This is a genomic window from Nocardia sp. XZ_19_385 (assembly GCF_015355755.1).
Lineage (GTDB): Bacteria > Actinomycetota > Actinomycetes > Mycobacteriales > Mycobacteriaceae > Nocardia.
This window is the reverse complement of the sequence record NZ_JACVEE010000002.1, coordinates 1,324,167-1,349,252: the sequence shown is the minus strand read 5'-3', so window position 1 is coordinate 1,349,252 and position 25,086 is coordinate 1,324,167. Positions and strand designations below refer to the sequence as shown.

Below are 25,086 nucleotides of genomic sequence, written 5' to 3'. Positions count from 1 at the left end.
CGTTTATGACGACGAGCACAGATGAGCGAGCAACCGCGAACAGTGAGCAACTCGTTACACCGAGTCGTCAGCGGTTGTTGAATCGGCTATGGGATTTCCGGTTGCGCCCGCTGCACGCCTCGGCAGCCGTTTCAGCTGTCGTGGCGTACAAGGCATTCGAGATGTCCTTCGCGGCACTGCACAATCTCGCGGTACACAACCTGGTGGAACCGCGCCTGGCATCGAATGTCCCCTTGGCGATCGACGGTTTGATGGTCGGCGCCATTGTGGCCACCGCATCGTTCCGCAAGAACAGCCTCGGATGGTGGTACGCGACAATCTTGTTCGCGCTGTCCACGCTGGTGTCGGTGGCCGGCAATATCCAATACGCCCGCGAGATCGGCGGCGGCGTAGTGGCTGTGGCGATTTACGCGGGCATGCCGTTGACGATGCTTTTCGCCGTCCACCTCACCCTGCTGCTGTGGTCGCGGAGCCGAGAGGCGAAACTGGACGCGGCCGCCGCGCTGAATGCGGTGCCCGAAACCGCAGTGCCGGAAATGACCACCGATCAGCGACTGGCCGCCTGGGTGGAAACCAATACCGGCGAAATGCGGTTCGATGAGGCTTTCGAGGCCGAACACGCGGCGCTGGCGGCAGCCGTCGTGCCCAGTATTCCGGTGGGAATCAGCCCGTTGGCGGCGGCCGCACGGCAGTCGGCGGCGGGTACCAATCCCACTGCGCACAAATTGGTTACGGCCGCCGGGCCCCGGTAATTCACCCTGGACACACCCCCGCATGGGCGCTGACCTGCGGCTTCGCCCGCTAGAATCGTCGGCGCCGCTTCACCTCTCACGCTTGTCGCTTCGCCCACTTCAGCCACGCTCACATACTTCGATGGAGAAGCACGATGGCGCATACAGTTTGGCAAGATCAGGGTTTCGATCAATTCCGCGATGTCGCACGGCGGCTGGCGTCGGTAATTCAGTGCAGCGACGACCGATCCGGCGCCCTGAACCAATTCACCGAGGGGACCCGAAGCGGAGAAGCCTTCACCGAGCTGCTGATCGAATGGTCCGGCCGGTGGTTCAACGAATCCGGCGGCCAGCAGATCCTGGTCGGCCCGGAACTGTTCTGGCTGCTGTCGGAACCGGACCCGCGCAAAGCGATTCGCTCGCAGCTCCCGGGTGGCGACGGACGCGCGGAAACCGAACCGACACCAGGGCAGCGCGGGCGCAAATTACTGCTGGTCTGCGTCCTCGAAACCTTGGCCCAGACCCAGTGGCAGCAACCGGAGCCGGTAGAGGAGAAGATTCCCGTCCTCAACGGTGTCGGTATCAACGGAATCGTCTGACCTTCGAATCCCGGTGCGCGGCTCGGTACTCCACCGAGCCGCGCACCTTTCTTTCCGCCCGGAATTCGGCCAAGATCACAGGATGCCAGCCGAGCTCACCGGACCTACCCGCGCCACCCACATCGACGAAATCGCCGCGGCGGACATCGGCCCCGGCATCCAGGTCCGGGAGTTGCCCGGCACCATCGGCATTCGCCCCTGGGTCATCGATCTCGCGCCCGGCGCCGAATGGCCCGATATCGACGTGCACACCACCTATGGCGAGGCCTATTACGTCATCGAGGGCACCGTCCGCGACGGCGACAAGGACTACGGCCCAGGCTCCTATCTGTTCTTCGAACCCGGCACCAGCCACCGCCCCAGCACCGAAACCGGCGCTCGCGCCTTCGGCTTCAACTACGACCAGCCGAAAGTTCCCTGAACAGGCACTTTCCCGACACGCAGCTGATGTCCCACCCCTGCGGCGTACCTGGTGATAGACCCGTAGGAACACCCGATCTCGCTCAGGAGGTCAGAAATGCGACTATCGCCTTGCCATTCCTGTGAATCCGCGATCGACCACTGCCACGGCACCCTCATCGTGCACCTGGCCCGGCGGCCCGAATGCACCGAAGATATCTGCCTCGATTTCGACCACACCCGCCACACCTTCATCGTCGACTGCGTCGATCTGGCCGGCGGTTGCCCCTGCGCCCACGCGACCTCCTCCTCCCGCACAGCCGAACTCCCGTAGCCTGGCGCGAGTGAACTACGACCTTCTCTTGGTGCCGTCGGGGGCCGCGACCATCGCCGATGTCGATGACTACCTCGGTGCGCAGCAGGGGCTGGCCGAGGCCCCGGTGGTCGCGGAGATCGCGGCGGAGTTGAACAAACGCAATGCCGAGCTGCCCGAGGCGGACACCTTCCTCGGGACCGAATCCGTGGGCGGGGCGCCGACCGGCGCGGTGCTGCACGTGTCGTGCCCGTACGACGCGATCGGATTCGTGCGCAATCTGCTGTTCGAGCTGGCGACGCCGCGCGGCTACGCGGTCTACGACCCGCAGTTGGCGTGGCTGATCGATCCGACGGACCGGGTCGATGTCACCGTGACACACGGCGGTGCGGGCGAGTTCCCGTATCTGACGAAAACTCTTGTGGAGCAATGGGTTCCGGAGCTCGCCGAGCCCAGCCCGTTTCTCATCGCGGAACGTGGGCCGGAGCAGTACATCCAGACCTACCGGGCCGGGGACGACGGTTACATCGTCGAATACCGGGACGGCTCCGCCAAGAGGCACTTCCGGCTCGAGACCACCGACCCCGCCCAGGTCGCCGAGCTGATCTGGGCCTGGGCAACCGGCGCACCGAACACCGCGACCTGGACCCGCGTCAAGTTCTGACCTACTGGTTCTGCACGGCCAGCCGCCCGGCCAGGGCGATGAAGGACGCCCCGAAGACGCGTCGCATCCAGGTGACCACCGCCGGCCGGGTGATGACATGGTTGCGGACCGCCGCCGCGCAGACGCCGTATACGGCGAACACCAGGAAGGTGGCGAGCATGAAGATGGCCGACAACTCCAGCATCCGGGCCAGCGCATTCGGAGAACCACTCGGCACGAACTGCGGCAGGAACGCGAAGAAGAAGATGGTCAGCTTCGGGTTCAGGATGTTCACCAGGACCGCCGAGGTGATCACCTTGCGCGCAGAAGGCGCCGGGCCCGCGTCCTCCGGCACGGCCAGCGCGCCCTTGTCGCGGAAAGTACTCCACGCCATGTACAGCAGGTAGAGCACGCCGAGGTACTTCAAGGTCTGAAAGGCGACCGCACTGGCGTTGAGCACCGCGGCCACGCCGGTGACAGCGGCGACGATGTGCGGAACGGTACCCAGCGTGCAGCCGAACGCGGCGATCAGGCTGGCGCGGGTGCCCCGGGCCAGGCCTGCCGCCAAGGTGAACAACGCACCGGTGCCCGGGGTCGCGCAGATGACGAGCGTGGTCAGCAGGAATTCGATGCTCATCCCCCGCACAGTAACGCGCTCGGGACAGAGCGCAACCCCGTTAAAGCACGCGGCGCCCGGACAGGGCCCGGCCCAGGGTGAGCTCGTCGGCGAATTCCAGATCGCCGCCCATCGGCAGGCCCGACGCCAAGCGCGTGACGCTGAGCCCGGGGAAATCGCGGAGCATGCGCACCAAATAGGTGGCCGTCGCCTCGCCCTCGGTATTCGGGTCGGTCGCGATGATCACCTCGCTGACGTCGACGCCGTCCTGCTGATTGCCGATGCGCGTCAGCAGTTCCCGGATCCGCAGCTGGTCCGGCCCGACACCGCTGAGCGGGTCCAGCGCGCCACCGAGCACGTGATAGCGCCCGCGGAATTCGCGGGTGCGCTCGATCGCCTGCACGTCCTTGGGTTCCTCGACCACGCAGATCATGGTGCGGTCGCGGCGCGGGTCGGCACAGATGCGGCACAGCTCGTTATCGGAGACGGTGCCGCACACCACGCAGAACTGCACGCCGTCGCGCACCTTCTGCAGCGCGGCGGTGAGGCGATCGATGTCGGGCGGCTCCACCGACAGCAGGTGAAAGGCGATGCGCTGCGCGCTCTTCGGCCCGACGCCGGGCAGTTTGCCCAGTTCGTCGATCAGATCCTGGACCGGACCCTCGTACAACGGTTACCTCAGAATCCGGGGAGGCCGGGGAGGCCGCCGCCCATGCCGCCGGACAGCGGACCGAGCTTCTCGGCCGCCAGTTCCTGTGCGTTGGACATGGCGTCGTTGATCGCGCCGATCACCAGATCCTGCAGGCCCTCGACGTCCTCCGGGTCGACCACCTTCGGATCGATGGTCAGCGCGACCACCTCGCCGGTCGCCTTGATGGTGGCCTTGACCAGGCCGCCGCCGGCCTGCCCCTCCACCTCGGACGCCGCGATCTCGGCCTGGGCCTCCATCACCGCCTGCTGCATCTGCTGCGCCTGGGCGAGTAACTGCTGCATATCGAACTGACCACCGGGTTGCACGGCTTGTCCTTCGCGTCGAGGAAAATGTCTGCTGCCGAGCCTAGTCCTTCCGCTGATCGCGGTTGAGATCCCCTCCGGCGGGCATACCCTCCAAGCAATTCGGTGTTCGGTGCGGTTTTACGGAGTCAGGTATGAGATCAACCCGGGTATTTTCCCTTGGCGCGCTTGCGTTTTCGGTCGTTCTTCCATTGTCGGGCGGGGTGGCCGCGGCGGATTCCGATGCGACCGGGGTGATTCCGGCCGTGGATTACGGCGGGGGCTGTGTGCTGGACCCGGAGAACAAAACCGCGACCGTGAACGCGCTGCGCTTCCAGTGCTCACCCGAACAGCAGGACGCGATATATCGCGCCGCCGAGGCGGGAGCGGTGCCGCAGGGGGTTAAAAACGGCTGGGTGGTGCGACCCGCGTCGACGAGCGGGGCGGCCGCGGGCGTGTGGATCGGCAAGACCTTCTACACCGGGCCCGACGGTGGCTGGCTGATGAACCGGGTGACCGGTGCGGGGGTCGAAGCCTGGCGGGCCGATGTCTATCGCGCGCCCGCGTTCACCGATGGTCGCGAAACCTGGGCGCTGGACTACAACCCGTCCCCGACGCCGCCGGTCTACGACGAGATTCGCGAGGTAGCACCCGGTGTTTGGTACGGGTACTCCTGGTGGCGCGGGGCCCTGCAGACCGTCCTGCTGCTGGCGTTCGTCCTGTACTAACCGCGTTTCCTTGACTCTCCCGTCGCTGGAGGGTGTTCGCTAGAACGCATGACAGCGACCGTTTCGATCGGGGAGTTCTCGAGGCTCACCTATCTCAGCGTGAAAACGCTGCGCTACTACCACGACATCGAGCTACTGGAACCGGCAGCGGTGGATGCCGGATCGGGGTATCGGCGCTACTCCACCGAGCAGGTGGGGCAGGCGCACCTGATCCGGCGGCTGCGTCAGCTGGAAATGCCGCTGCCGGAGATCAAGGCCGTGCTCGACGCGGCGGACACCGACTCGCGCGACGCCGCGCTGCGGGCGCACCTGGAGCGCATGGAGGCGCAGCTGCAACGCACCCGCGATGTGGTGGCGTCGCTGCGGTCCCTGCTCACCCCGTCCGCACCGATCAGCGTCGAATATCGTTCCGTCCCAGCGTTTCCCGCGCTGGCCATCGCCGATCACGTCGGTCGCGACGGCATCAGCGCGTGGTGCGAGGAGTCGTTCGGCGCGCTGTATGGAACCCTCGCCGCCGCGGGCATCGGATTCGACGGCATCTCCGGGGCCACTTACGCCCTGGAATTCTTCGCCGAGGACCACGGGGAAGTGGTCGCGTTCGTCCCGGTCCCGCCGAACACCCGGCTCGACGTGCCGCCCGGCATGCAGCTCATCGAACTGCCCGCCCGCCGCTTCGCCATCGCCGTGCACACCGGCACCTTCCAGGACTTCGACCGCACCTACGGCGCGCTCGGCAGCTACGTCGCCGAACACGACGAGGCGCTGTCGGAACCCGTGCGCGAGCTCTACCTCACCTCACCCGCCGACACCGACGACACGACCGCTTACCGCACCGAAGTCTGCTGGCCGATCGGCCGGCTCTGAAAGGAATCCGCATGTCCATCAAGCTCGGCTACATCACCTTCGACGTCGACGACGCCGCCGCGCTCGCGCAGTTCTACGCGGAACTGCTCGGCAAGACCGTCGACCCCGAGGCCAACCGCCAATTCGCCACCGTCGGCGTGCAGGCCGGCGACTCCCCCGGCCTCATGTTCATCCGGGTACCGGACAAGACTCCCGGCAAGAACGTGGTGCACCTGGACCTGGCGTCACCGAACCGGCAGGAGGAGGTGCAACGCGCGGTCGGCCTGGGCGCCAAGCACATCGGCGATTTCGACGAGTTCGGCCAGCAGTGGAGCACGCTGGCCGACCCGGAGGGCAACCTGTTCGATATCGGCGCGGCCTAGCTAGCCGATCTCGCGCTTCAGGTTCGCCAGCACCTCGGCCTGGATCTTCTTCAGGCCGAGGGGCGCGAAGATCCCCTCGAAGATGCCCTTGACGCCGCCGGCGCCCTGCCAGGTGGTGCGCAGCGTGACCTGCGAGCCGGTGCCGTCCGGGGTGACCGTCCAGGTGTTGACCATCGACGAGTTCTTGTCCCGCTCGGTCACCATGGAGTCCGAAACCGAGACCACGGCCTGCACATTGCGTACCCGCGACTCGGTCGCCTGCAGCGTCCACTCGGCCACGGTGCCCGCGCCGGTACCGCCCTCGAGCACCTTGTAATCGCGGTAGTGCGAGCTGAGGATGCGCGGGCGCACCGTCTGGTAGTCCGCGATGGCATCGAGCACGCGCTGCGGATCCGCCGCCACGGCGATCGAACTGCTGGCGCTGACCTGTCCCACAATGAGCTCCTCTTGTCCGGTCTTCGATGTCTACGGCCTATCCTGCCCTGTCGGGCTGCCTACCCGACGCCCAGGGCGGCCCGCGAGGCGGGTTCGGTGAACCGGTGGGAAGTCGAAAACATTCCCGGTGCAACATATGCGTGACATTTCTTGCCCGTCGGCAGTTTTCCGTGGCTGTCCGGCCGTCGTGCGTACTAGCGTCGAAGGGTGGCAGTGAGTCTGAACGAATCGGGTTTCGCCGCGCATCAGGCGGGTGTGGATCGGCTGCTGGCCAGCTACCGAGCCATTCCCGCCGACGCCAACGTGCGGCTCGCCAAGAAAACATCGAACCTGTTCCGGGCGCGGGCCAAGAACCCCGCGCCGGGACTGGACGTTTCCGGTCTCGCCAAGGTCATCCAGGTGGATCCGGAGGCGAAAACCGCCGACGTCGCGGGGATGACGACCTATGAGGAGCTGGTAGCCGCCACGCTGCCCTACGGTTTGGCGCCGCTGGTGGTGCCGCAGCTGAAGACCATCACCCTCGGTGGCGCGGTTACCGGCCTGGGTATCGAGTCCACCTCGTTCCGCAACGGCCTGCCGCACGAATCGGTGCTGGAGATGGACGTGCTCACCGGCGCCGGCGAGATTCTCACCGCCACCCCGGACAACGAGCACGCCGACCTGTTCCGCGGCTTCCCGAACTCCTACGGCACGCTCGGCTACACGGTCCGGCTGAAGATCGAACTGGAAGCCGTGCAGCCCTTCGTCGCGTTGCGGCACTTGCGATTCCGCGATCTGCGCGAGTTGGAAGCCGTGCTGGCGCGGATCGTCACCGAGCAGACCTACGACGGCGAACGCGTCGACTACCTCGACGGTGTGGTGTTCACCGCCGCGGAGAGTTATCTGACGCTGGGCCGCCGGACCGACGAGCCCGGCCCGGTCAGCGACTACACCGGCATGGACATCTACTACCGCTCCATCCAGCACGACGGTCCGGGAATCAAGCGGGACCGCCTCACCATTCACGACTACCTGTGGCGCTGGGACACCGACTGGTTCTGGTGTTCCCGGGCTTTCGGCGCGCAGAATCCGAAGATCCGCAAATTCTGGCCGAAACGCTACCGTCGCAGCAGTTTCTACTGGAAACTGATCGCGCTCGATCACAAGTATCACATCGGCGACAAACTGGAAGCGCGCCAAGGGAACCCGCCCCGCGAGCGGGTGGTGCAGGACATCGAGGTCCCGGTCGAGCGCACCGCCGATTTCGTGGAGTGGTTCCTGAAGGACATCCCGATCGAACCACTCTGGTTGTGTCCCTTGCGTTTACGCGATGCCGCCCCGGAGGGGACCACGGCCCGCCCCTGGCCGCTCTACCCACTGGAACCCAACCGCACCTACGTCAACGCCGGGTTCTGGTCCGCCGTTCCCACGGTGCCCGGCCGGCCGGAGGGCGCCGCGAACCGGGCCATCGAACAGAAGGTCACCGAGTTCGACGGACATAAGTCGCTGTACTCCGATGCCTACTACGACAAAGATGAATTCGCGGCCCTGTACGGCGGCGAGCACTACACCGAACTGAAGAAACGCTACGACCCAGACCAGCGGCTGCTGGATTTGTATTCGAAGGCGGTGCAACGCAAATGACGACTTTCAAAGACCGTTCCGACGTCTTAGCGGACCTCGGAACCAAACTCAGCATTGCGGAAATCTTCGAGACTCTGATCGAAGGCCCGATGCCGATCAAGTTCACCGCCTACGACGGCAGCTCCACCGGCCCCGAGGATTCCCGGTATTCCCTCGAGGTCACCACCGCGCGCGGCATCAACTATCTGGCCACCGCGCCCGGCGATCTCGGCATGGCCCGCGCCTACATCTCCGGCGACATGATCGCGCACGGCGTGCACCCCGGCGATCCGTACGAAATCCTCAGGGCGCTGGACGGGCTGAAGTTCCATCGCCCCTCGGCGCTGGCGCTGGTCACGATCGCGCGCTCGCTGGGGTGGGAACGACTCAAACCGATCGCCCCACCCCCGCAGGAAACCCTGCCCCGCTGGCGCCGGATCGCGCTGGAAGGCCTGCGGCACTCCAAGACTCGCGACGCCGAGGCGATCCACCACCACTATGACGTCTCCAACACCTTCTACGAGTACGTCCTCGGCCCGTCCATGACTTACACCTGTGCGTGCTACGAGGACGAGAACTGGACCCTGGAGCAGGCGCAGGAGAACAAGTACCGCCTCGTCTTCGACAAATTGCGGCTGAAGGCCGGTGATCGGCTGCTCGATATCGGCTGCGGCTGGGGCGGCATGGTGCGCTACGCCGCCAAGCGCGGCGTCAAGGTGATCGGCGCGACGCTCTCCACGGAGCAGGCCGAATGGGCACAGCAGAAGATCGCCGAGGAGGGCCTGACCGAGCTGGCCGAGGTGCGGCACTCCGACTACCGCGATATCGCCGAATCCGAATTCGACGCGGTCTCCTCGATCGGGCTCACCGAGCACATCGGCGTGCACAACTATCCGTTCTATTTCGACTACATCAAGAGCAAGCTGCGCGACGGCGGCCTGTTCCTGAATCACTGCATCACCCGCCCCGACAATTCCCGCACCACCAAGGCGGGCGATTTCATCGACCGCTACGTGTTCCCGGACGGTGAGCTGATCGGGTCCGGGCGCATCATCTCCGAGATCCAGAACGTCGGGCTCGAGGTGATGCACGAGGAGAATCTGCGCGAGCACTACGCGCTCACGCTGCACGAATGGTGCAAGAACCTGGTCGAGAACTGGGACGCCTGCGTCGCCGAGGTCGGCGAGGGCACCGCGAAGGTGTGGGGCCTGTACATGGCCGGCTGCCGGCTCGGGTTCCAGCGCAACGTGATTCAGCTGCACCAGGTGCTCGGCGTGAAGCTCGGGCCGAACGGCGAATCGGGTCTCCCGCTGCGCCCGTGGTGGAACGCGTAACGCTCAGTCCAGAAGTTCGGCCAGGAACAACGCCGGGAGGGTGACCTCCTCGGAGTGGTTCGGCCCCTGGTGCATTTCGGTGCGCAGCACTCGCAGGATGGCGACGACGCTCGGCCCCGCGTCCAGCAGGGGCCGGGTCCAGCCGAGGTCCGCGCAGGTGGCGGCGGCGGGCAGCAGCAGGCCGGTCGCTTCGCCGACCCAGCCGGAGGCGGCCAGGCATTCGGCGAGCAGCAGCGCGGTGTCCAATTCCGCACGGGGACGGGCTTGTTCGTCCATGCGGCCGTGCAGGGCGCGAGCCCGGCGGACCGCGGTGTCGTCGGTGCGCAGCTGACGTTGGGCCAGCAGCCCCCGGATCGCGGCGATCTCCTCCGCCTCCGCGGTCAACGCCGCCGCACCGCGTAACCGGTGCGAGTGGTGGAAGACGCCCAGCCGATCCGGATGCTGCGCATCACCGTCGCCCGCCGCGGTGGCGGGCAACCCGAGCCGCAGCCGCTCGGCCCGGATGTGCGCGGCCAGCCGGGGCAGCCTGCCGTCGGCGGCGATGCGCGCGCCTTCGTCCAAACGCGCTGCGGCGGTGTACAAATCGCCGCGCACCGCCTTCACCCGCGCCCCGATGACGAAGGTGGCGATCAGGAAATCGACCGGACCGACCCGGGTGACCAGCTCGTGACTCTCGTCGAGCAGCCGATCGGCCGCATCCAGATCCCCACGGCGATAGTTCAATTCACCGAGCAGCGCCGCCGCCACCCGCACCGCGTGTGAGCGCGGGCCCGCCTGCTCGCGTGCGGTATCCCACGCCTGCTGGAACCGATCCATGGCGGTCGGGATATCGAGTTGTTCGTAGGCGGCGGCGCCTTGGGAGCACAGCCCGAAGACCGCGCCGAGCGGATCCTTGGACTGCGCGTGATACGGCTCGGCCCACTGCTGGATTTCCCGGGCGCCGTCGAAATCGAAATGGGTGAGCCGCACGAACGCGGTCAGGTTCGCGGCGGTCGACACCGTCCAGGCGGGCAGCTCATCGGGCCGTTCCAGGCAGTCCGCGACCTGGTCCAGCACGCCCTCGGTGTGATCACTCGCGATCTGATCGGCCGCGGACAGCACGGCGGCTTCGCAGCGCTGCTGCGCCACCTCCGCATCGGTCGCCGACCCGCGCGCCAGCAGGCTGGACAGCCGCCCCAGCGCCGTGCGCGCCGCACCGGACTGCTGCAGGTTCACATTCGCGCGCGCCACCGCCATCAGCAGTTTCGACCGCGAAGACACCTGCTGCACCGGCAGTTTCGACACGGTGCCGAGCAAGGTCGCCAGCCGGGACCCGTCGATGAGGTCCATACCGCCGCCCTCGAGCAGGTCCAGCGCCAGCTTCAGATCGGTCGCCGCGAGCGCGTGATCCACCGATTTCCGCAGCTGCTGATGCTCGGCGAACCAGCGGGAGGCCTTGCGGTGCAAGGCTTTCAGCTTGGCCGGATCGGACTGCTCCAACCGGCCGCGCAGATGTTCGGCGAACAGCGGTTGCATCCGGAACCACTCCGGGTCGTGCTCGATCCGGTGCAGGAACAGCTCCCGCTGCTCGGCCTGGGCCAGCAGCAGCTCCCCTTCGCTGTCCTCCGACAGCGCCGAAGCCAGTGAACCGCAGATTTTCTCGGATACCGAGATGGCGGTGAGGAAGTCCAGCATGCGCGGCTCGAGGGTATTGAGCACGTTCTCCGCGAGGTACTCCCGAATGCCGTGCGTCCCTTCGCACAGCGTCCCGATCAGCTGATCGGCCGCGGCGTTGCCGCGCAGTGCGAGACTGACCAGTTGGATGGCGGCGGGCCAGCCGTCGGTGGCGGTCTGGATCTGCTCGATCTGGGTGTCGCCGAGGTCGAAGTTGTGGCGCTCCACCAGGACTTCCCGGGTTTCCTCCAGGGTCAGGCGCAACGCCGTCGATCCGATCTCGACCAGTTCGTCGTGCACCCGCATCCGGCTGGTCGGCAGGCCCGACTGCTCCCGGCTGGTCACCACGAACCGCAGATGGTGGCATCCGTTGTCCAGCAACGACTCCATCACCCGGTGCGCGCCCGGATCATCGAGGCGATGCCAGTCGTCGACGACGACCACGATGGTTTCGCCGCCGCTGTGGATCTCGTCGATGAGGGTGGCGATCACATAGGCGACGGCGTCGGCGGGCCGTTCCTCCAGCACCCGGTCCAGCCCCATTCCGATATCGGGGCGGACCCGGCGGATCGCCTCGATCAGGTGTGCGAGGAACCAGACCTCGTTGTCGTCGTCGTGGCCCACACCCAGCCAGGCGACCGGGACACCGCCCGCGACCAATTCGGCCCGCCACTGGGCAGCCACCGTCGACTTGCCGAAGCCGGCGGGCGCGTGGATCACCGCGAGCCGGCGTCGGCCCCCGGCGCGCAACGTGTCCAGCAGCCGGGGCCGCAGCATCGGTTCCCGGGCCGGGGTCGGCGGCCGGAACTTGGTCGCCGCAGTCGGCGGCAGCGTCGGGGCGGCGGCGCCGGTGGGATGCTGGGACACCATCGGCCGCAAGGTCAGCGGCCAGCTGCGGCGGGTGATCCCGGGCCGCGTACCCGTCGACTCCGGCAGGTTCCCCGAGGGCTCCCCGGTCGCGAGGTCGATCTCGTCGGGCAGGGCCGCCGGATCCAGCAGCGCCATCTCGTCGGGCACCATTCCGTGCGCCAGTTGGACGTCGCGCAGCAGCTCGCCGAAGGCGTAGGCCGACTCCGGGCGCTCCCGCGGATCGCCCGACATAGCCGCCTCGATGACCGCCGCCACGTCGGTGGGGATGTCCTGATCCCGCAGGTCAGGGACCGGCTGGGTGGTGATCCGGAGGAACTGGGCGACTACCTTTTCCCCGGCCTGTCGCTCGAAGGCCGCGTGCCCGGTGAGCAGCGCGAACAGGGTGGCGCCGAGGCTGTAGATATCCGAGCGGACGGTCGGTTCGTCGCCTTTGAGCACCTCCGGCGCGGTGAACGCCGGCGAGCCCGTGATGAGGCTGCTGGAGGTACGGAAACCACCGGGGATCCGGGCGATCCCGAAATCGGTGAGCTGCGGTTCGCCGTAGGCGCTGAGCAGTACATTGGCCGGCTTCACATCGCGGTGCAGGATCCCCGCCCGGTGTGCGCTCTCGATGGCGCCCGCCAATTTCACACCGGCTCGCATCGAATCCGACCAGGTCAGCGGGCCCTGGTCGCGGATCAGCTGTTCGAAGGAGCCGTGTGTGCAGTACGGCATCACGATGATCGGCATACCGCTGGCGGTGACATCGACCTGCAGGATGTCGACGATATTCGGATGCCCGGACAGCCGGCCCATGGCCTGCTCCTCGCGCAGGAACCGCTCCCGGCTCTCGTCATCGATCTCCGAGGACAGGACCTTGACAGCGACCACGCGTTCCAGCGCGACCTGCAGGCACCGGTACACCACACCGAATCCGCCCCGCCCGATCTCCACCGCCCCGGACAAGCCCATGGCCGCCAATTCGTCGGCCACGGCGATCGGCTCCATACGCTGGGTGTCGGTGTGCGGGCGGGATTTCGGATCGGCGGTCTCCGCCTCGGGCTCCCCAGAGCTCGCCCGCGCCACCGCCGGCTTCCGCCCCCCAGGGCCCGAACGCGTCTGTGGATTCATGTGCCCACCTCGAACTAACATCGAATCGGCGACGTCGGCGATCGTGGTACGCACCGACATCGGACTCATCGCAGGCGCTGCGGGGTATCCGTATTGTCTGCGCTTACTCCAACGTAGCGCGGTAACGGGGCGTGCGGGTGAGGATTCGAAGCAGCGCCGTTACCGCCGGGAAAGCCCGCCCCCGCAGACGTGGGGCGGGCTTTCGCTCGGGGTCAGCGGGAGATCAGGTCCGCTGCCACAGTGCCGGGGTGTTGGGCGGTGTCCAGTTCGGATCGTGGACGGTGTGCGCCTGCCGGCACTGGTACTTCGCACCCTGGTAGGTCACCTGGTCGCCGACCTGGTAGGTGGCGTGCGGCCGCCAAGCCGTACCGCCCGGGTCCGGCCGGGTAGTGGTCGGTCTCGGGGGCGTGGTCGTCGGGTCGGTGGGCCTCGGGGTGGTGGTCGGTGGCGTGCTGGGCCGGGTCGTGGTCGGGTCGGTCGGTCTCGGCGTCGTCGGCGTCGAGGTGGTGGGCCGCGGCGTAGTCGTCGGCGTGGAGTTACCGCCGATGTTCAGGTCGACGCAGGAGTAGAAGGCATTGCTGGTATCACCGATGTTCCAGATGGCCAGCAACTTCTGCTTACCGCTGAACCCGGATAGGTCGACCTTGTGTGCCTGGGTGTTCGAGGACGGGACGGCGTTGTCCATGTCGACGTAACCCACACGCGTGCCGCCGATGTAGTACTCGTAGCTCGCGGTGCGGTGCAGTGCGGTCAGCGTCCAGGTGAAATCGACTGTGCCGCGGACATTGTGGACGGTCCACGGTTTGCCGTCGTCGTCGAGCTCCCGGAAATTCGCCAGTCCCGCGCTGCAATTGCGCTGACCCTTGGGGCCTTCCACGCTTTGCGGCTCGTATTGCACCGGACCGCACGAGACGGTCCGGGCGGCGCACTGGGCTTGGCGACTGGCCGGACCCGACACGTAACCGTGCGCGGAGGCGGTCCCGGGCGGCAGGACCGCGATTAGAAACGGCGCTGTACCCAGGGCAACGCCGACGGTAGACAGGGCACGAATACCCACTCTTGTTCTCCTCATCAATGTGGATGGATCGATGAACAGCAAGGGGCCGGCGTTACTGTCCTGTTATCAAACGCGTTGTGAACCATATGCTTTCACCATTGAAGCGTCAAGGACTTTTGATAACTAGGCGGAAACTGTTGGCGTGTCGCAGATCTCATCCAAAGGATCTGTAGGAACCGCCAAAAACATTGCGACCAGCCGGGTTTGCTTCCCATCGCAATAGATAGATCAAATGGCCCTCAGCTCGAGAGGCTGCTGACGCGGTTCACCGCAAGCCATCAGCAAGTTCTCTCCCGGGAAACGAAAAGCCCGCCCCCACAACGTGGGAGCGGGCTCAGCGTTCGGATCAGCCGTCGATCAGATCGACTGCCACAGTGCCGGAGTGTTCGCCGGCGTCCAGTTCGGGTCGTGCGCGGTGTGCGCCTGCAGGCACTTGTACTTCTTGCCCTGGTAGATCACTTCGTCACCGACCTTGAAGGAAGCGTGCGGCTCCCAGACCGTGCCCGCCGGGTTCGGCTGGGTGGTCACCGGAGTGCTCGGTGGCGCCGTCGTGGTCGGCGCGGGCGCGGTGGTGGTCGGCGCGGGCGCACCGGTGGTGGGCGCGGGGGCCGAGGTGGTCGGCCCGGTGGTCGGCGTCGATCCCCCGCCACCGATGTTCAGGTCGACGCAGGAGTAGAAGGCGTTGACGGTGTCGCCGATGTTCCAGATCGCCAGCAGCTTCTGCTTCCCGCTGAAGCCGCTCAGGTCGATCTTGTGCGTCTGGGTCTTCGAGTCCGGCACCTCGTTACCCTCGTCGACGAACCCGACGCGCTTGTCGCCGATGTAGTACTCATAGCTGGCGGTGCGGTGCAGCGCGGTCAGCGTCCAGGTGAAATCGACAGTGCCGCTGACATCGTGGACTGCCCACGGCTTGCTGTCGTCGTCCAGTTCCTTGAAGTTCGCCAGACCGGCGCTGCAATTCTTCTGACCCTTGGGGCCTTCGACGCTTTGCGGCTCATACGACACCGGTCCGCAGGAAACACTGCCCGCGGCGCATTGGGCCTGACGACTGGCCGGGCCGGACAGATAGCCGTGCGCGGACGCGGTTCCGGCCGGCATGACCGCGAGCGCGATACCCAGGGCAGCACCAGCGGTAGAAAGGGCACGAATACCCACTCTTGTTCTCCCTCATCAGTATGGACGAACAGCAAGGGGCCGGCGTTACTGTCCTGTTATAAAGCGCGTTGTGAACCATATGCGTTCACCATTGAGGGCGTCAAGAAATTCCGATAGCTGCGTGAAAACTGTTGAATTGCTACAAGTCTCATTCGCGGTACCGGCGAGTAATTGGCGAAAACGTTGTGACCCAACAGGTAAACATGAAGATCTCATGAAGAATGACAAAGCCCGCCACCACAATTCGTGGTGGCGGGCTCCGCCGTTGGTGCTACTGCAGACTTACTTGCGCAGCGAGGCCGGCACCTGGAAACGCTCGCCGTACTTCGCGGCCAGCTCGTCGGCCCGGGCCACGAAGCCCTCCTGGCCGCCCGGGTAACCGACGATGAACTGGTGCACGCCACCGGTCCACGCCGGGTAGCCGATACCGAAGATCGAGCCGATGTTGGCGTCGGCGGTCGTGGTCAGCACGCCCTCGTCGAAGCACTTCTGGGTCTCGATCGCCTCGATGAACAGCATGCGGTCGATCAGATCCTGGATCGGCACACCGAAACCGGCGACGGTCTTGAAGTGCTCACGCAGGCCCGGCCACAGACCGGTGCGCTTGCCCGCCTCGTCGTACTCGTAGAAGCCAGCCTTCTCCAGGCGGCCCGGACGACCCTCGTTCACCAGGTACTCGATCACGTCGATCGCCGGGTGCCGCTTGCGGCCCATGGTCGCGTCGCCCTTGGCGATCGCTTCCTCGGTCTCCTTGGCGATCTTCAGCATGAGCTTCATGTTCAGCTCATCCGAGAGCTGCAGCGGCGCGGCCGGGTAGCCCGCCTGCAGACCGGCCTGCTCGATGGTCGAGGGGTCGATGCCCTCGGTGAGCATGGCGATCGCCTCGTTGACGAAGGTGCCGATGACGCGCGAGGTGAAGAAGCCACGGCTGTCGTTGACCACGATCGGGGTCTTCTTGATCGCGAGGGTGTAGTCGAACACCCGGGCCAGCGCCTCGTCGGAGGTCTTCTCACCGCGGATGATCTCCACCAGCGGCATCTTGTCGACCGGCGAGAAGAAGTGGATGCCGATGAAGTCTTCCTGGCGCTTCACGCCGGCCGCGAGACCGGTGATCGGCAGGGTCGAGGTGTTGGAGCCCAGCAGGGCGTCCGCGTCCACGATGTCCTCGATCTCCTGGAACACCTTGTGCTTGAGCTCGGTGTTCTCGAAGACGGCCTCGATGACGAAATCGACGCCGGCGAAGGCCTCGGGATCCGCGGCCGGGGTGATCAGGTCGAGCAGCGCCTTGGACTTCTCCTCGGTGGTCTTGCCACGCGAGAGGGCCTTGGCCTCGATCTTCTCGGAGTAGTTCTTGCCGCGCTCGGCCGCCTCGATGGTGACGTCCTTGAGCACGACCTGGTAGCCGGCCTTGGCCGAGACGTAGGCGATGCCCGCGCCCATCATGCCCGCGCCCAGCACGCCGATCTTCTTGATGTCCTTCTTCGGGACATCGTTCGGACGGGAGCCGCCGTTGTTGATCGACTGCAGGTCGAAGAAGAACGCCTGGATCATGTTCTTCGCGACCGGGCCGGTCAGCAGGCCGACGAAGTAGCGGGACTCGATCAGCGACGCGTTGTCGAAATCGACCTGCGCGCCCTCGACCGCGGCGGACATGATGGCCCGCGGGGCCGGCATGTTCGCGCCCTTGAGCTGCTTGCGCAGGTTGGCCGGGAACGCGGGCAGGTTCGCCGCGAAGGCCGGGGTGGACGGGGTGCCGCCGGGGATCTTGTAGCCCTTGACGTCCCAGGGCTGCACGCCCTTGTCCGGGTTGGCCTTGATCCACGCCTTGGCCGCGGGGACCAGTTCCTCGATGGAGCCGACGACCTCGTTGACCAGGCCGACTTCCTTGGCCTTGGTGGCGTTGAACTCGTTGCCCTGCAGCAGGATCTGCATCAGCGCGTTCTGCAGACCGAACATGCGCACGGTGCGGGTGACGCCGCCGCCGGCGGGCAGCAGGCCCAGCTTGACCTCGGGCAGGCCGATCTTCAGGCCGCGCACGTCGGCCGCGATGCGGTAGTGCGTCGCCAGACAGATCTCCAGCCCGCCGCCGAGCGCGGCGCCGTTGATGGCGGCCACGACCGGCTTGCCCAGCTGCTCCAGGCGGCGCAGCGCGCCCTTGATGTTGGCGAGCTCGTCCATCAGGCCCTGGCCGTCTTCCGGGCCGACCTTCATCATGTTCTTGAGGTCGCCGCCGGCGAAGAAGGTCTTCTTCGCGGAGGTCAGGACGACACCGGTGATGCTGTCCTTCTCGGCCTCGAGGCGCTCGACCGTGGCGGTCATCGAGTTCTTGTAGAGCTCGTTCATCGTGTTGGCGCCCTGGTTCGGGTCGTCCATCGTCAAAACGACGATGCCGTCCGAATCCTGCTCCCAACCGATCATGTTGTTTTCGGTCACTGCTTTGTTTCTCCTCGTGAAAGTCTGCGTCGGTTGGGGATTAGACGCGTTCGATGATGGTCGCGACGCCCATGCCGCCGCCGATGCACAGGGTGATCAGCGCGTAGCGACCGTTGCGGCGCTCCAGCTCGTCGACCATGGTGCCGGTGATCATCGCGCCGGTGGCGCCCAGCGGGTGGCCCATCGCGATGGCGCCGCCGTTGACGTTCAGCTTCTCGTCCGGGACGTTCATGTCCTTCTGGAACTTCAGCACGACGGAGGCGAAGGCCTCGTTGATCTCGACCAGGTCCATGTCCTCGATGGACAGGCCGGCCTTGGCGAGCGCCTTCTTGGCGGCCGGGGTCGGGCCGGTCAGCATGATGGTGGAGTCGGCGCCGGAGGTCGCGGTCGCGACGACGCGGGCACGGGGGGTCAGGCCCGAGGCCTTGCCGGCCTCTTCCGAACCGATCAGCACGAGCGCGGCGCCGTCGACGATGCCGGAGCTGTTGCCGCCGTGGTGCACGTGGTTGATCTTCTCCACGAAGTGGTACTTCTGCAGCGCCACCGCGTCGAAGCCACCCATTTCGCCGACCATGGCGAAGGACGGGTTCAGCTTGCCCAGGTCCGCGGCAGTGGTGCCGGGACGCATGTGCTCGTCGCTGTCCAGCACGATCAGGCCGTTCTGGTCCTTGACCGGCACGATCGACTTGGCGAAGTAGCCGCCGGTGGTGGCCTTGGCGGCCAGGTCCTGCGAGCGCACGGCGTAGGCGTCGACGTCATCGCGGGAGAAGCCCTCGATGGTCGCGATCAGGTCGGCCGAGACACCCTGCGGGACGAAGTAGGTGTCGTAGTTGGTGGCCGGGTCCAGGGCCCAGGCGCCACCGTCGGAGCCCATGGCCACGCGGGACATCGACTCGACGCCACCGGCGATGACCAGGTCGTCGAAGCCGGAGCGCACCTTCTGCGCGGCCAGGTTGACGGCCTCGAGGCCGGAGGCACAGAAGCGGTTCAGCTGGAAGCCGCCGACGGTGTCGGGCAGGCCGGCCACGGTGACAGCGGTGCGGGCGATATCCATGCCCTGATCGCCGACCGGGCTCACCACACCGAGAATGAGGTCCGAGATCTGGTCCTCATCGAGGTTCGGGAAACGGTTCCGCAGCTCCTGGATCAGACCCACGGTCAGGTCGATCGGCTTGACCGAGTGCAGCGAACCGTTCTTCTTGCCGCGTCCGCGCGGGGTGCGGATGGCCTCGTAAATGTAGGCCTCTGTGGTCATGTGGAGTGTTTCCTTCCTTGGGGTGCGGCGGCCGGGAGTTCACCCGTCCGAGCGCTCTGTGCACCGACCGGCGCTACGACCGACCGTCTGTATTCAATTGGCGACGCTTGCCGAGCCCTGCGCTTGGTAAAACGCTCCAGGCTCGTCGTTCGTGCCGCATAACGCTGTACAAATCCGGGCACGCAACTGCTCACGATAGAGGCTCGGCATACCAGAGTCGACGGCCACCCGTTCATAGTACGCGCTGTGCGAACTCCGGTTAACTTAACGTCCTAGCGGCGGTGCTTGTCAACCATGTGGGTATGTGGCCCACGGCTCACAGCACCGCCGGTATCAGCCGTCGATGCGCGTGGCACCCAATTCGGAGCGGAGCAATTCCAGGGCGACCTCGTCCGGGTCGCGCCGATCTTCCGGGGCGACCGGCTTGGCGGCTTCGGCGAGCAACTCCTGCTCCTCCTCCGGCGTCAGGTCGCGGGGCACCGCGTTCTGGATCGATTCCCCGCCCAGCTCGGCGGGCGGGGAATCAAAAGGGCCCGGGTCGTCCGGTAGATCCGGGAAGTCCGGTGGCGGGATGTCGTCGTCACCCGGGAACGACTTGGGCTCCGGCCCCGACCGCTGCCCCGGCGGGCCGCCCGCCTGCGCGTTCTTGGCCTGGCTAGGCCGGGAAAACCGGGGCGGGGCCGCCGCACCGCCGGCAGTCCCCGCACCCCGCGCCGCCTGACCGGGCTGAGCGGCGGCCCGCGCGGCCTTGGCCACGACCTGCGCCGCCTGCGGACGCGCCACCGCGGCGCCCGCCTCCCAGCGGATGTCGTGATCCCGCCCGAGCACGGCACGCACCGCCGACCGGACCGCCTCGATATTGCGCGGCTCCGACAGCCGCTTCGCCAACGGCGCGTGCTGATGCGCGAAGACGATGACATCACCTTCGATCCGAGCCACCGAGGCACCGGACAGCAACGCCTGCACCGCAGCGCCGAACTCACGAACCTTCGCCCGGATATCCGCCCAGGCGGCTTCCACAGAACGCAACAGCTCGTCCGACCCCGGGACCGCAGCAGCCGCCGGGCTCGCCGCCGGCGCGGGAGCCGACTCCGGCGCGGCCTCGCGCACCGCGGCCGAATCACCGGTCGCTTGCGGCTGCACCACCGAGTTCACCTGTGCCGCTTCAGATTCCACCGTGGATGACGGAGATGCCACGGCAACTCGCTTCGCCTCCCGAGCGGAGGCCGCGGCCGGTTCGTAGCCCGAGTCGGGACGCGGCACGTCGGCCACCGGCCCCCGCGGATCCACACCCTCCGGCCGGTCCTGCGCTGACTCGACGCTGTTCGAAACCGCACCGCCAGCCGAATCGGTCGAGTTCGGCGGGGCGACCACGGGCGTCTCAGCTGCGCGGGCGGAAACAGCCGACGCGTCAGCAGCGACGGAAGCCTGCGGAGCGGAACCCGAGGCAGGAGCAGCCGCCTGAGAGGCAGGAGCCCGACCCGACGCTTGCGGAGCCGGGGCCTGCGCCTGGGTTGGCTGGCCATGGGCCTGTGAAGTCGGGGCGGGAGGCTGCGGAGCCGGGCCTGCGGTCTGGGCCGTCTGACCTTGGGCCTGCGAAGCCGAGGCCGGAGCCTGCGAAGCGGGGCCTGAGGCGTGGGGCGTCTGGCCATGGGCCTGCGAAGAGGCTGGAGCCTGGGCATGGGGCTGTGGAACCGGGGCTGGAGCGTGCGAGGGCGGAGCCGAAGGCTGCTGGGCCTGCGGAGCCTGGGTCGGCTGAGCCGAAACCTGCTGCGCCTGGGTCAGCTGGGCCGAAACCTGTGGGGCCGGTTCTGAGGACGCGGGAGCGGAGGCCTGCTGGGTCGCCCCGGCGGCGTGCTGGGTCGGAGCGGAGGTCTGGGAGGCCGACGGTTCAGCGCTGGAGGTGGGGTCGCCCGGAGGTGGTCCCTCCTGCTTGGCGCGCAGGGCGGCCAGCGCTTCGGCGCCGCGCCTGCGGCCGGGGTCGGCGGCGGCGGGGCGGGCCGGGGCGGATTCGGGCCGGGCGCCGGGGGCCGAATTCGGCGCAGCCGGGGCGGTGGCGCCGGTGGGGACGCCGCCGCGTTCGAGACGTTCCAGGCGCTGCAAGGTGGCCGACTCGGCGTCGGAGACCGAGGGCAACAGCATTCGGGCGCAGACGATTTCGAGGAGCAGGCGCGGGGCGGTGGCGCCGCGCATTTCACCGAGGCCCTCGTGCAGCAGTTCGGCGTAGCGGGCCAGGGTGGCCGCGCCGATGCGCTGGGCCTGATCGCCCATCCGCTCCAGTACGTCGCCGGGGCCGGTGACCAGGTTGCGCTCGACGGCGTCGGGGACGGCGCGCATGAGGATCAGGTCGCGGAAGCGTTCCAGCAGGTCGACGGCGAAGCGGCGGGGGTCGTGCCCGGCTTCCATGACTCGGTCGACGGTGCCGAACAGGGCCGCGCCGTCGTCGGCCGCCAGGGCTTCGACGGCGTCGTCGATCAGGGCGACGTCGGTGACGCCGAGCAGGGACACCGCGCGGTTGTAGGTGACGCCCTCGGGTCCGGCGCCGGCCAGCAGCTGGTCGAGCACGCTGAGGCTGTCGCGCGGCGAGCCGCCGCCCGCGCGAATCACCAACGGGTACACGGCTTCTTCGACCTCGACGCTCTCCTGGTCGCAGATCTTGCCGAGCAGGCCGCGCATGGTGGCCGGGGGCAGCAGGCGGAACGGGTAGTGGTGGGTGCGCGAGCGGATGGTGGGCAGCACCTTGTCCGGCTCGGTGGTGGCGAAGATGAAGATCAGGTGCGCGGGCGGCTCCTCGACGATCTTGAGCAGCGCGTTGAAGCCCGCGGTGGTGACCATGTGCGCCTCGTCCACGATGAAGACGCGGTAGCGGGATTCGGCGGGCGCGTAGAAGGCGCGGTCGCGCAGCTCGCGGGTGTCGTCGACGCCGCCGTGGCTGGCCGCGTCGAGCTCGATGACGTCGAGGTTGCCCGGGCCGCCGGGACCCAGCGCCACACATGAGGAGCAGACGCCGCACGGGGTGGAAGTCGGGCCCTCCACACAGTTCAGCGAGCGCGCGAGGATGCGCGCCGAGGAGGTCTTGCCGCAGCCGCGTGGACCGGAGAACAGATAGGCATGACTGATCCGCCCAGTGTCCAGAGCGGTGCTGATCGGGTCGGTGACGTGCTCCTGACCCACTACCTCAGCGAACGTTGCCGGTCGGTACTTCCGGTACAGAGCCACGGCCAGAGGTTACCGGCGACCACCGACAAAAAGCACACTCACCGGAGAGTCCCGGAAAGCGGGAGGGCGAGTCGGCGGAAACGCCCTCAGATGTGACTTAGATCACAACCTACACGGCACCTTCTTCGGACCCGTTGATCAATCCGAGACATAGCAACGTGTGAGCAATCACAGAGTCCTGGGCAGTTGGACTCCGAGATACACCAGCCACTCCCCGGCGCGAGCAGCAATTATCCGAACTCACGCCCTGTTACTGCCGGAAATTTCGTAGGTAACGAATCCATCACCACACCTGACATCACGCAATCGGCTGGCTACCGTGGCATTCGGCAACTTCGGTAGCCAAACCTTCATCAGGTTGGTGGCCCCGGCCGGTCCCTCATCCCGGCCGGGGCACAACCTGGAATCGCGCTCTTCCCGATTCACCGAATCGTCCCCGGAGGAATCTCCCCCGTGCCGACCTGTGATGACATCGCCGCGGCCTGGCTTTCCAGCACCGAATTCGCCGGAGACCGCACCGCCGTCGACCTGCTCAGCCGAGCCATCCGCCCACAGGACTTCGCACTCAAGCGCGATTCGCTACCGGTTACCGCCGCCGCCGACCCCGCCACCGCCGCCGCCATCCTGGAACTCCTGGAACGCGGTCAGGTGCCGACCATGGCCGCGATCCGCACCCTCACCACCCAGAACGAGATGCGCCGCGAGGCCGAGCGCATCGAAAAGCTGGGCCGGCGCGCGCAACGCAGCATCGACGACTTCGGCAAGGTGCTGGCCCGGCTGGCGCACGAGCACTGGACCGCCAACGGCACCGGACCCACCCGCCGCGACGTGCTGTGCTCCGAGCCGGTCATGGCGCTCATCGCCGATCGGATCGGCGAGATCGCGCCCACCGCGGTGAAGCATCTGTGGCTGATCGAGCGGGCGCAGCGGGCCGGCTGGATCGCCTCCAACGCCAATCCCCAATCCCTGTGCGCCGCACGGCGCTTCCACGCCGCGAAATTCGGCAACCGGGTGTCGCTGCGGCCGGTCAACACCATCGGCACGATGGTCGCCGCGTTCCTGGTGGAGTACCAGAACGAGCACGGGCGCCCGCCGCGCTGGTCGACGCTGGCCCGGGAGTTGCGTGACGACCGCGGCCGCCGGCTGTTCCACGACACCGCCGACGCCCGGGCCCAGCAGTTGTGGCTCAGCACCGCGGAATGGATCGCCATCGACGAGGATCTGCCGATCCCCGGCAAGCGGGGCCTGCGCACTCTCGCCCGCAAAGCGCGGGCTTGATCGCACCCTTACCACCGCACAAATCGCCGCGACCACTGGCGAAACAACCGAACGTGACGCGGGTCGCACCGTGAGCATTAGGTAATTTCCTTGCAACGCATTCCTGCGTGAAGGGAGTTTCCGTGTCCTCGATCGATCCTGCGGCCACCGCCTGGCTGCTCATCAGCACCGCCCTGGTGTTGCTGATGACGCCTGCCCTGGCCATCTTCTACGGCGGAATGGTGCGCTCCACCGGCGTACTCAACATGCTGATGATGAGCTTCATCTCGATTCCGCTGGTGACGGTGGTCTGGCTGCTCGCCGGCTACACGCTGGCCTTCAGTGAGGACGCGGGCGGTGGCCTGATCGGCAATCTGGACCACTTCGCGCTGGCGGGCATCGACCCGAACACGGTGAAGGGCACGGTGCCGGAACTGCTGTTCGTCACCTTCCAGCTGACCTTCGCGGTCCTGACCGCGGCGCTGGTCTCCGGCGCGATCGCGGATCGGGCGAAGTTCGCCGGCTGGATGGCGTTCGTGCCGCTGTGGACGCTGGCGGTGTACGTGCCGATCGCGCACTGGGTGTGGGGTCCGGACGGCTGGCTGCTGAAGTTCGGCGCGCTCGACTACGCGGGCGGCCTGGTGGTCGAGATCGCCTCCGGCGCTTCGGCTTTGGCGCTGGCCATCGTGCTCGGGCCGCGCGTCGGCTTCAAGGTCGACGCGATGCGCCCGCACAACCTGCCGTTCGTGCTGCTCGGCGCCGGGCTGCTGTGGTTCGGCTGGTTCGGGTTCAACGCCGGTTCGGCGCTGTCGGCCAACGGCACCGCCGCGGCGGTATTCCTGAACACGCTGGTCGCGGGCTGTCTCGGCATGCTCGGCTGGCTCGCGGTGGAGCAGATCCGCGACGGCCGCCCGACCACCTTCGGCGCCGCCTCGGGTGTGGTGGCCGGTCTGGTCGCGATCACCCCGTCCTGCGGTTCGGTGAATACCCTGGGCGCGCTCGTCGTCGGCCTGGTGGCCGGCGTGGTGTGTTCCTTCGCGGTGGGCTGGAAGTTCAAGGCGGGCTACGACGATTCGCTCGACGTGGTCGGCGTGCACTTCGTCGGCGGCGTGGTCGGCACCCTCCTGATCGGCCTGCTCGCCAACCAGATCATGACCGGCGGCGTCGAGGGCCTGTTCTACGGCGGCGGCCTGGCCCAGCTCGGCAAGCAGCTGGTCGGCGTCCTCGCGGTCGCGGCCTTCGCCTTCACCGTCAGCTTCGTGCTCGGCAAGATCATCGACAAGACCATCGGCTTCCGCATCACCAAGGAAGACGAGACTGCGGGCATCGACTTCGCCCTGCACGCCGAAACCGCGTACGCCGAAGGCGTGCACGGGCCCTCCCGCCTCCCCGCGACTTCAGGCCAGACTTGAGTGCCTCGCCGGCCGCGTTGGCGGCCGGCGGTAGGGAGCCGGGCAA

The 25,086-nt window shown here is 67.2% G+C and carries 22 protein-coding genes; 12 read left to right on the top strand and 10 right to left on the bottom strand.

The genetic code is table 11. The annotated features are described in order from the left end of the window. The first annotated feature begins 5 nt into the window (after positions 1 to 5). The 5 genes from IBX22_RS18940 to IBX22_RS18920 all read left to right on the top strand — a co-directional run bounded on the left by IBX22_RS18940 (position 6) and on the right by IBX22_RS18920 (position 2,706). On the top strand, positions 6 to 752 hold the full coding sequence (locus IBX22_RS18940; protein ID WP_194816862.1) for a DUF2637 domain-containing protein: 747 nt from the start codon (positions 6 to 8) through the stop codon (positions 750 to 752). Positions 753 to 886: 134 nt separating this feature from the next. Next, positions 887 to 1,330 carry a hypothetical protein gene (locus IBX22_RS18935; protein ID WP_194816861.1) on the top strand — a complete coding sequence of 148 codons (444 nt, stop codon included), beginning with the start codon at positions 887 to 889 and terminating at the stop codon, positions 1,328 to 1,330. A gap of 82 nt (positions 1,331 to 1,412) precedes the next feature. Continuing rightward, on the top strand, positions 1,413 to 1,751 hold the full coding sequence (locus tag IBX22_RS18930; RefSeq protein ID WP_194816860.1) for a cupin domain-containing protein: 339 nt from the start codon (positions 1,413 to 1,415) through the stop codon (positions 1,749 to 1,751). A 96-nt stretch (positions 1,752 to 1,847) separates the two neighbouring features. After that, positions 1,848 to 2,063 (top strand): hypothetical protein, encoded by a 216-nt coding sequence (locus IBX22_RS18925; RefSeq protein WP_194816859.1) that lies wholly within the window; start codon positions 1,848 to 1,850, stop codon positions 2,061 to 2,063. Between the two features lie 10 nt (positions 2,064 to 2,073). Next, the gene (locus IBX22_RS18920; RefSeq protein WP_194816858.1) at positions 2,074 to 2,706 is read left to right on the top strand and encodes a hypothetical protein; all 633 of its coding nucleotides are present in this window, start codon (positions 2,074 to 2,076) and stop codon (positions 2,704 to 2,706) included. A gap of 1 nt (position 2,707) precedes the next feature. Here IBX22_RS18920 and IBX22_RS18915 read toward each other — a convergent pair whose 3' ends face one another. From IBX22_RS18915 to IBX22_RS18905, 3 genes are read right to left on the bottom strand one after another with little or no spacing between them, the layout of a single operon-like run. After that, a complete protein-coding gene (locus IBX22_RS18915) occupies positions 2,708 to 3,322 on the bottom strand; it encodes a LysE family translocator (RefSeq protein WP_194816857.1) in 615 nt (204 codons plus the stop codon). A gap of 40 nt (positions 3,323 to 3,362) precedes the next feature. Next, positions 3,363 to 3,971, bottom strand: a complete 609-nt coding sequence (gene recR, locus IBX22_RS18910; RefSeq protein WP_194816856.1) for a recombination mediator RecR — start codon at positions 3,969 to 3,971, stop codon at positions 3,363 to 3,365. 8 nt (positions 3,972 to 3,979) lie between these two features. Continuing rightward, positions 3,980 to 4,318, bottom strand: coding sequence for a YbaB/EbfC family nucleoid-associated protein (locus IBX22_RS18905; protein WP_194816855.1), 339 nt, complete (start codon positions 4,316 to 4,318; stop codon positions 3,980 to 3,982). 200 nt (positions 4,319 to 4,518) lie between these two features. On the opposite strand from IBX22_RS18905, the gene IBX22_RS18900 reads away from it, so the two are divergent. From IBX22_RS18900 to IBX22_RS18890, 3 genes are read left to right on the top strand one after another with little or no spacing between them, the layout of a single operon-like run. After that, the gene (locus IBX22_RS18900) at positions 4,519 to 5,022 is read left to right on the top strand and encodes a hypothetical protein (RefSeq protein ID WP_309234677.1); all 504 of its coding nucleotides are present in this window, start codon (positions 4,519 to 4,521) and stop codon (positions 5,020 to 5,022) included. A gap of 48 nt (positions 5,023 to 5,070) precedes the next feature. Next, the gene (locus IBX22_RS18895) at positions 5,071 to 5,886 is read left to right on the top strand and encodes a MerR family transcriptional regulator (RefSeq protein ID WP_194816853.1); all 816 of its coding nucleotides are present in this window, start codon (positions 5,071 to 5,073) and stop codon (positions 5,884 to 5,886) included. A gap of 11 nt (positions 5,887 to 5,897) precedes the next feature. After that, positions 5,898 to 6,248 carry a VOC family protein gene (locus IBX22_RS18890; RefSeq protein ID WP_194816852.1) on the top strand — a complete coding sequence of 117 codons (351 nt, stop codon included), beginning with the start codon at positions 5,898 to 5,900 and terminating at the stop codon, positions 6,246 to 6,248. Here IBX22_RS18890 and IBX22_RS18885 read toward each other — a convergent pair whose 3' ends face one another. Next, positions 6,249 to 6,683 carry an SRPBCC family protein gene (locus IBX22_RS18885; RefSeq protein ID WP_194816851.1) on the bottom strand — a complete coding sequence of 145 codons (435 nt, stop codon included), beginning with the start codon at positions 6,681 to 6,683 and terminating at the stop codon, positions 6,249 to 6,251. Positions 6,684 to 6,890: 207 nt separating this feature from the next. Between IBX22_RS18885 and IBX22_RS18880 the strand changes: the two genes are divergently transcribed. Further along, positions 6,891 to 8,306 (top strand): FAD-binding oxidoreductase, encoded by a 1,416-nt coding sequence (locus IBX22_RS18880; protein WP_194816850.1) that lies wholly within the window; start codon positions 6,891 to 6,893, stop codon positions 8,304 to 8,306. After that, a complete protein-coding gene (locus IBX22_RS18875; RefSeq protein WP_194816849.1) occupies positions 8,303 to 9,619 on the top strand; it encodes a class I SAM-dependent methyltransferase in 1,317 nt (438 codons plus the stop codon). The genes IBX22_RS18880 and IBX22_RS18875 overlap by 4 nt, the downstream gene beginning before the upstream one ends. Before the next feature lie 3 nt (positions 9,620 to 9,622). On the opposite strand, the gene IBX22_RS18870 is transcribed toward IBX22_RS18875, so the two are convergent. The 6 genes from IBX22_RS18870 to IBX22_RS18845 form a co-directional block, all read right to left on the bottom strand. Next, the gene (locus IBX22_RS18870; protein ID WP_194816848.1) at positions 9,623 to 13,252 is read right to left on the bottom strand and encodes a serine/threonine-protein kinase; all 3,630 of its coding nucleotides are present in this window, start codon (positions 13,250 to 13,252) and stop codon (positions 9,623 to 9,625) included. Between the two features lie 223 nt (positions 13,253 to 13,475). Continuing rightward, positions 13,476 to 14,309 carry a lytic polysaccharide monooxygenase gene (locus IBX22_RS18865; protein WP_309234676.1) on the bottom strand — a complete coding sequence of 278 codons (834 nt, stop codon included), beginning with the start codon at positions 14,307 to 14,309 and terminating at the stop codon, positions 13,476 to 13,478. A gap of 357 nt (positions 14,310 to 14,666) precedes the next feature. Continuing rightward, positions 14,667 to 15,464, bottom strand: a complete 798-nt coding sequence (locus tag IBX22_RS18860; protein WP_309234675.1) for a lytic polysaccharide monooxygenase — start codon at positions 15,462 to 15,464, stop codon at positions 14,667 to 14,669. A 282-nt stretch (positions 15,465 to 15,746) separates the two neighbouring features. Continuing rightward, complete coding sequence (locus IBX22_RS18855; RefSeq protein ID WP_309234673.1) at positions 15,747 to 17,897, bottom strand: 3-hydroxyacyl-CoA dehydrogenase NAD-binding domain-containing protein; 2,151 nt, start codon at positions 17,895 to 17,897, stop codon at positions 15,747 to 15,749. Positions 17,898 to 17,937: 40 nt separating this feature from the next. Further along, positions 17,938 to 19,152, bottom strand: coding sequence for an acetyl-CoA C-acetyltransferase (locus tag IBX22_RS18850; protein WP_194816846.1), 1,215 nt, complete (start codon positions 19,150 to 19,152; stop codon positions 17,938 to 17,940). A 333-nt stretch (positions 19,153 to 19,485) separates the two neighbouring features. Further along, positions 19,486 to 22,371 (bottom strand): DNA polymerase III subunit gamma and tau, encoded by a 2,886-nt coding sequence (locus IBX22_RS18845; protein WP_194816845.1) that lies wholly within the window; start codon positions 22,369 to 22,371, stop codon positions 19,486 to 19,488. Between the two features lie 453 nt (positions 22,372 to 22,824). Here IBX22_RS18845 and IBX22_RS18840 point away from each other — a divergent pair, with 453 nt between their 5' ends. Next, positions 22,825 to 23,649, top strand: coding sequence for a hypothetical protein (locus IBX22_RS18840; RefSeq protein WP_194816844.1), 825 nt, complete (start codon positions 22,825 to 22,827; stop codon positions 23,647 to 23,649). A 122-nt stretch (positions 23,650 to 23,771) separates the two neighbouring features. Then, positions 23,772 to 25,040: an ammonium transporter gene (locus IBX22_RS18835; protein ID WP_194816843.1), complete on the top strand. Its 1,269-nt coding sequence runs from the start codon at positions 23,772 to 23,774 to the stop codon at positions 25,038 to 25,040. Positions 25,041 to 25,086 lie beyond the last annotated feature (46 nt).

What these genes read in the sequence shown, in the direction of transcription:
- IBX22_RS18940 (WP_194816862.1), top strand. Translation starts at nt 6, where the DNA reads ATGACGACGAGCACAGATGAGCGAGCAACCGCGAACAGTGAGCAACTC.
- IBX22_RS18935 (WP_194816861.1), top strand. Translation starts at nt 887, where the DNA reads ATGGCGCATACAGTTTGGCAAGATCAGGGTTTCGATCAATTCCGCGAT.
- IBX22_RS18930 (WP_194816860.1), top strand. Translation starts at nt 1,413, where the DNA reads ATGCCAGCCGAGCTCACCGGACCTACCCGCGCCACCCACATCGACGAA.
- IBX22_RS18925 (WP_194816859.1), top strand. Translation starts at nt 1,848, where the DNA reads ATGCGACTATCGCCTTGCCATTCCTGTGAATCCGCGATCGACCACTGC.
- IBX22_RS18915 (WP_194816857.1), bottom strand. Translation starts at nt 3,322, where the DNA reads ATGAGCATCGAATTCCTGCTGACCACGCTCGTCATCTGCGCGACCCCG.
- IBX22_RS18895 (WP_194816853.1), top strand. Translation starts at nt 5,071, where the DNA reads ATGACAGCGACCGTTTCGATCGGGGAGTTCTCGAGGCTCACCTATCTC.
- IBX22_RS18890 (WP_194816852.1), top strand. Translation starts at nt 5,898, where the DNA reads ATGTCCATCAAGCTCGGCTACATCACCTTCGACGTCGACGACGCCGCC.
- IBX22_RS18875 (WP_194816849.1), top strand. Translation starts at nt 8,303, where the DNA reads ATGACGACTTTCAAAGACCGTTCCGACGTCTTAGCGGACCTCGGAACC.
- IBX22_RS18870 (WP_194816848.1), bottom strand. Translation starts at nt 13,252, where the DNA reads ATGAATCCACAGACGCGTTCGGGCCCTGGGGGGCGGAAGCCGGCGGTG.
- IBX22_RS18850 (WP_194816846.1), bottom strand. Translation starts at nt 19,152, where the DNA reads ATGACCACAGAGGCCTACATTTACGAGGCCATCCGCACCCCGCGCGGA.